5 protein-coding genes are annotated in these 6,537 nt (G+C 42.1%); all 5 read left to right on the forward strand.

The window, feature by feature from the left end; genetic code table 11:
- On the forward strand, window positions 1-645 hold a 645-nt coding region (dapD, locus tag ACH0QE_RS04390; RefSeq protein ID WP_415799477.1), incomplete at its 5' end, for a 2,3,4,5-tetrahydropyridine-2,6-dicarboxylate N-acetyltransferase.
- Between the two features lie 61 nt (window positions 646-706).
- Window positions 707-1,831 carry an N-acetyldiaminopimelate deacetylase gene (locus tag ACH0QE_RS04395; protein ID WP_415799478.1) on the forward strand — a complete coding sequence of 375 codons (1,125 nt, stop codon included), beginning with the start codon at window positions 707-709 and terminating at the stop codon, window positions 1,829-1,831.
- 69 nt (window positions 1,832-1,900) lie between these two features.
- The gene (locus tag ACH0QE_RS04400) at window positions 1,901-2,356 is read left to right on the forward strand and encodes a TlpA family protein disulfide reductase (RefSeq protein WP_415799479.1); all 456 of its coding nucleotides are present in this window, start codon (window positions 1,901-1,903) and stop codon (window positions 2,354-2,356) included.
- Between the two features lie 534 nt (window positions 2,357-2,890).
- Window positions 2,891-4,639 carry an ABC transporter ATP-binding protein gene (locus ACH0QE_RS04405; protein ID WP_415799480.1) on the forward strand — a complete coding sequence of 583 codons (1,749 nt, stop codon included), beginning with the start codon at window positions 2,891-2,893 and terminating at the stop codon, window positions 4,637-4,639.
- Window positions 4,640-4,718: 79 nt separating this feature from the next.
- Entirely contained in the window at window positions 4,719-6,536 is a 1,818-nt protein-coding gene (locus ACH0QE_RS04410) for an ABC transporter ATP-binding protein (RefSeq protein WP_415799481.1), read from the forward strand.
- Window position 6,537: the final 1 nt, after the last annotated feature.

A 6,537-nucleotide genomic window follows, 5' to 3' on the forward strand; every position in this document is an offset into this window, starting at 1 on the left:
AAGGTATATATTAAAGGTGATCTGGAAGGAATTGACTTTGGCGAGAATGCCAAGACCTTCATCACAGGTAACACTGGCGTTGTTTTCGGTGAGTGGGCTGAAATCAATCCTGCAATTGAAGCTAACCAGGCTAAGATTGAAGATTATGTGGTTGAAAATGACCGCAGAAACTCAGCTATTCCATTGCTGGATATGAAAAATATCAAGGCTCGTATTGAACCAGGCGCGATCATTCGCGACCAGGTGGAAATCGGTGATAATGCTGTTATTATGATGGGGGCTTCAATCAATATCGGCGCTGTGGTTGGCGAAGGTACTATGATCGACATGAACGTAGTATTAGGAGGCCGTGCAACAGTCGGTAAGAATTGCCATATCGGTGCAGGTACTGTGCTTGCTGGCGTTATCGAACCACCTTCAGCGAAGCCAGTCATTGTTGAAGATGATGTAGTAATCGGAGCCAACGCTGTTGTCCTTGAAGGTGTAACAGTAGGCAAAGGTGCAGTTGTTGCTGCTGGAGCTATTGTTATCGACGATGTGCCTCCAAATACCGTAGTAGCTGGAACACCAGCTCGCGTTATCAAGGAAATCGACGAAAAAACGAAGTCAAAAACAGAAATCAAGCAGGAGCTTCGCCAGCTTTAATAGGAAGAAAGAAAGCGTGGATTTTAGGTCCGCGCTTTCTTTTATAAGGGGAGAGAACTCTATGGATTTTTCTACTTTCGTAAAAATTAGAAGAGATTTGCATCAAATTCCTGAGCTGGGTTTCAAGGAGTTCAAAACTCAGGCGTATCTCCTTGACTATCTTAGCAGCCTTCCACAGGACACCCTTGAAATTAAGAAATGGAAGACAGGGGTCTTTGTCAGGATCAAAGGAAGAAATCCCAAGAAGACGATTGGTTACAGAGCAGATATCGACGGTCTTCCGATCACGGAAGCAACTGGTTTGGAATTTAAATCAATTCACGAAGGACAGATGCACGCATGCGGGCACGATTTTCATATGTCCATTGCGCTTGGATTGATTTCATATTTCGTTGTTCACCCAATTGATGATGATCTGCTGTTCATTTTCCAGCCTGCCGAGGAAGGACCTGGTGGTGCTGAGCCAATGCTTAAGACTGATATCATGCAGGAATGGAAGCCTGATATGATCATAGCTTTGCATATTGCACCCGAATATCCAGTTGGAACGATTGCAACAAGGGAGGGGCTGCTTTTTGCCAATACTTCTGAACTGTTCATTGACCTTGAGGGGAAAGGCGGGCATGCAGCTTATCCGCACCAAACAAATGATATGGTTGTTGCAGCATGTGCTCTCGTAAACCAGCTTCAGTCGGTTGTCTCTAGAAACATTGACCCACTCGACAGTGCCGTTATCACGATTGGCAAGATAACCGGGGGTACCGTGCAAAATATCATCGCAGAAACATCAAGGCTTGAAGGGACTATTCGAACACTGTCCGTTGAATCTATGGCCAGAGTGAAGGAAAGAATTGAGGCACTGGTCAAGGGGATCGAAGTTGGGTACCAATGCAGGACTTCGATTGACTATGGGGCCATGTACCATCAAGTTTATAACAATGAAGAACTGGCACGAGATTTTATCGCCTTTGCTGAAGAAAAGGAAAATATCGACGTGGTAGTTTGTAAAGAAGCCATGACGGGTGAAGACTTTGGTTATATGCTTAAAGAAATTCCTGGCTTCATGTTTTGGCTAGGGGTCCATTCAGACCATGGTCTTCATCATGCCAAGCTGGACCCGGATGAGGACGCCATCAAGTCAGCGGTTGACTTGCTGACAAAGTATATAGAGTATAAAAGCAATTAAATCCTTGATATTGTCAATCCGGCTTTAAAGTGTCAGTGAAATTGACATTCCAAAAAAGAGGTGTTCAATATGAGATTGCGTCAGCCTATGCCTGAAATATCCGGAGCAACTGAATGGCTAAATGGTGAGTTTACTAGGAATCAGCTGGTTGGTGAAAAGCCGACATTGATCCATTTTTGGTCGATCAGCTGCCATCTATGCAAGGTAGCGATGCCATCGGTGAATGAACTTCGTGACAATTATAAAGATCGACTGAATGTAATGGCTGTCCATATGCCCAGATCCGATAAAGACATGAATATGGATGAAATCAAACAGCTGGCAGCAGAACATAAGATTTCACAGCCCATCTTCATTGATGATGAACATAAATTGACAGCTTCCTTTGAAAACCAGTATGTCCCTGCTTACTATCTCTTTGACAGAAACGGTCTGTTAAGGCATTTCCAGGCTGGCGGCAGCGGATTAAAGATGCTAGAAAAACGCGTGGACAGGGTACTCGAAGAAATGGAAAAGGAAGAATAAAGGAGAGCTTCCGTATTCTAACGGACACATATCTTCAGAAAGACCACGAGTTTGTCCGATAGAGCCCTTCTAATGGACACAATTCTTCAGAAAGACTACGAGTTTATCCGATAGAGACCTCCTTACGGACACATATCTTCAGAAAGACTGCGAATTTGTCCGATAGAGACCTTCTAACGGACAAATTTCATAATAAGAATCACCTCTTTATCCGTTAGAGTAATTCTAACGGACATTTTTTTGTTCACTATTGATTCTCACATCCAAAACCATTGCAACTGCTCTTCACACGTTAATATCAGATAATTCACATATACAAAAAAATAAAAAAATTCTAACAAAGTACTGGAAAAATATTTCGAAACTCGATATATTAATGTATACGTGCATTTTCTTTTTACTAAGCTTTTCCAGAATTTCATGTTAAGTGGGGATGTTAACTAGGATGTGAATTTAGTTCTCATTATACTTCCGAAAAGAGAAACAAAACTTTCTTGCCAGAAGAATCTCTAATTTTCCAAAGGGGGGAAATGAATGGAGACATTCAAAAAATTAAAGGAATATTATTGGCCTTATAAAAATTACTTTATATGGTCAATATTATTTATGTTGATTGTAACGGCGATTACCGTTGTTTACCCGATGATCCTGCAGCTTACAATTGACGAATCCGTCATTGGAGGAAGATATGAAATGATTCCGCTGCTGGCTGCCGGATTTGTCGGATCAATGATCGTAAAAGGAATCTGTACCTACATTTATCAATATACAGGGGACCTGTTCGGGATTCATTCTGTCTATAAGCTGAGAAACTCGCTTTATGAAAAGCTGCAGTTCCTTTCTTTCCGATATTACGACAATGCCAAGACAGGGGATTTGATGTCAAGGCTTACTGCAGATGTAGAAGGCTTCCGCTTCTTTCTAAGCTTTGGCTTCTCAGAGTTGATTCGTTTTGTCCTCTTAATTGGCATTAGCTTTTCTGTTATGTTCTATTATTCTATTTCATTGACTTTTGTGACTCTTGCGACGCTGCCTTTCCTTGCTGTAGTTGTATATAAGTTTGACAGGGCAGTCCATCCAGCGTTCAGGGGCATCAGGAAATCGTTTGGGAAGCTGAATACGAAGGTCCAGGAGAATATCAGCGGAATCAACACTGTTAAATCTCTTTCTCGCGAAAATTATGAGATTGGCAGGTTCAATGCATCGAATGGAAATTATAAAGATCAATATTTATTCACTTCGGAAATTTGGGCTAAGTATTTTCCATTAATGGAGTTTTTGGGGAATTTAAGTGTTGTCCTGCTTTTAGGATATGGCGGCTTCCTTGTTATGAATGAATCTTTGCTCCCAGGGGAGCTTGTGGCTTTTTACAGCCTCGTTTGGTACATCATGTGGCCAATCATGAACCTTGGTTTCGTTGTGAATCTATTTTCCCAATCAAAAGCATCAGGTGAAAGATTATTAGAAATACTTGAGGCTGATGAGGAGATCGAAGAGAAGAACGGGGCTCTGAAAATCGAGAAACTTACAGGAGATGTAGAGTTCAATAATGTAACACTCCGGTATGGAGATGATGAAAACGAAGCTTTATATAATATTACCTTTAAAGCCCGTCCAGGACAGACAATTGGGCTGATTGGGTCTACAGGTTCAGGAAAAACAAGCATTACCCAATTGATGACAAGGTTTTACGAACCAGTCGACGGCCAGGTGCTGGTTGATGGTCTTGATGTGAAGGACTATTCAATTCGATCACTTCGCAGCAATATAGGGATTGTCCTCCAGGAATCTTTCTTATTTTCTTCCTCGATTAAAGCCAATATCTCTTATGGTAATCCTGACGCAACAATGGATGAAATCATTGCTGCTGCAAAACGGGCACAGGCACATAGTTTCATTATGGAGCTCCCGGATGGATACGATACGATTTTGGGAGAAAGAGGTATGGGACTGTCTGGTGGCCAAAAGCAAAGGATCGCGATTGCCAGGGCGATTTGTGTCAATCCAAGCATTTTAATTCTTGATGATGCTACAAGTGCAGTAGATATGGAAACTGAATTCAAGATCCAACAAGCATTACTCGAAGTCATGAAGGGACGGACGACCTTCATCATCGCACACCGTATTTCTTCCCTTAAGCATGCAGATGAAATTCTCGTTCTTGAAAATGGATCAATTGCTGAGAGAGGTACACATGAGCAATTGATTAAGAATGGCGGCACATATCAAAAAATCTATGATATACAATTTAAAGACCGCCAAAAGGTATCGCAAACCGGCTGATTTGAAAATCGAAATAATTGATATCTGATCGTCATTTGGTCATAACACCAGTTATCTATAATGTACAGGGGGGAAGGTTTTGAGCAAGAATAGAAACTCTCAAGTTTTGAAAAGGTTCCATTATTCTACCGACCAGGTTATTGATAAACCTTTTAACTGGAAACAAATGTCAAGACTTTTTGGTTATATGCTTCCATACAAAAAGACGCTTGTTCCGCTGTCGATTGCCATGGTATTAATCACGACAGCGGTAAGACTGGCGATCCCAATTTTGATTGGGATCTACACGCTTGACAGAGCTGTTAAAAACAAAGATGCCATCATGCTTCTTTGGCTTGTTGCGCTTATAGGAGGGCTGTATATGGCTTCCTATATAGCAAATATTTTCAGGATCCGCTGGATGAACCAATTGGGCCAAAATGTGATATATGATTTGCGCAAACACTTATTCACACATGTGCAAAATCTTTCCCATCGCTTTTTTGACCAGCGTTCAGCTGGATCCATACTTGTGCGGATCATGAATGATATCAATTCTCTCCAGGAATTGTTCACCAACGGTGTCATCAACTTATTGATGGACATTGTTCTGTTGATTGGTATTTTCTTTATCTTGTTCTCGTTAAGTCCACAGCTTACACTGGCAATCATGATTATTTTACCGATTATGTTCTTGATTTCAACAAAGCTGAGGAAAAATATCAGGCGTTCCTGGCAGGATGTTCGCATGAAACAATCCAAGTTAAATTCTCACCTGAATGAAAGTATCCAGGGAATCAGGGTTACACAATCTTTTACTCAGGAAAAGGAAAATATGGCGTTTTTTGATGGAGTTAACGATGAGACCTTCCAAAGCTGGAAGTCGGCTTCACAGAAAAATGCGATGTTCCGTCCGATGGTTGAACTGACCAACGCGCTTGGAACGGCTGTCTTGATTTGGTATGGAGCGAGTTTAATCCAAAATGGAACAATCTCAATAGGTGTATTCGTCTCATTTGCCTTCTATCTTGGTATGTTCTGGGAACCAATCTCAAGACTGGGCCAGGTGTATAACCAGTTATTGATGGGGATGGCTTCATCGGAACGTATCTTTGAATTTCTTGATGAAAAGCCAATTGTTTCTGAGGCAGATCATCCGGTCGAACTTGAGGATATGCGCGGAGAAATTAAATTTGAAAAAGTGGTCTTTTCATACGATGACAAGCGAACAGCGCTTAAGGGGATCAGCCTTGAAATGAAGGCAGGCCAGACGGTTGCCCTAGTAGGCCACACTGGGTCCGGAAAGACGACAATCGCCAACTTGATCAGCCGGTTTTATGATCCAACCTCGGGAAGGGTATTGGTTGATGGTCATGACTTAAAAGAAGTTTCAATAGGCAGCCTTAGGAAGCATATCAGTATCGTATTGCAGGACACCTTTATTTTTTCTGGAACGATCTACGATAATATTCTGTTCGGCAGGCCGGATGCAACAGAGGAAGAAGTAAGAGCTGCGGCTGAAGCGGTAGGGGCGTCCGAGTTCATCAAGAAGCTGCCGAATGGATATAAAACAGAAGTGGAAGAGAGAGGAAATATCCTCTCAGTAGGTGAAAGACAGCTGCTTTCCTTCGCCAGGGCATTGCTAGCCAATCCAAGGATCCTGATCATGGATGAAGCGACAGCAAGCATCGACACAGAAACGGAAGTGAAAATCCAAAAGGCATTGAAGACCCTGTTGAAAGGCAGAACGGCAATTATCATTGCTCACAGACTGTCGACCATCCGGGAAGCGGATAATATCTTCGTGCTAGAGAATGGTATGATCATCGAGCGAGGTAATCACGCTCAACTTATGGAGCTCGAGGGAGAATATCATCACCTTGTCAAAGCACAATTCAATATGCTAGATGCAGTGTAAA

The organism is Mesobacillus sp. (assembly GCF_047739415.1).
In the GTDB taxonomy this organism is placed as follows: domain Bacteria; phylum Bacillota; class Bacilli; order Bacillales; family Cytobacillaceae; genus Mesobacillus.

Bases quoted from the DNA above. Each gene is read 5' to 3' on its own strand.
- ACH0QE_RS04395 (WP_415799478.1), top strand. From the start codon at position 707: ATGGATTTTTCTACTTTCGTAAAAATTAGAAGAGATTTGCATCAAATT.
- ACH0QE_RS04400 (WP_415799479.1), top strand. From the start codon at position 1,901: ATGAGATTGCGTCAGCCTATGCCTGAAATATCCGGAGCAACTGAATGG.
- ACH0QE_RS04405 (WP_415799480.1), top strand. From the start codon at position 2,891: ATGGAGACATTCAAAAAATTAAAGGAATATTATTGGCCTTATAAAAAT.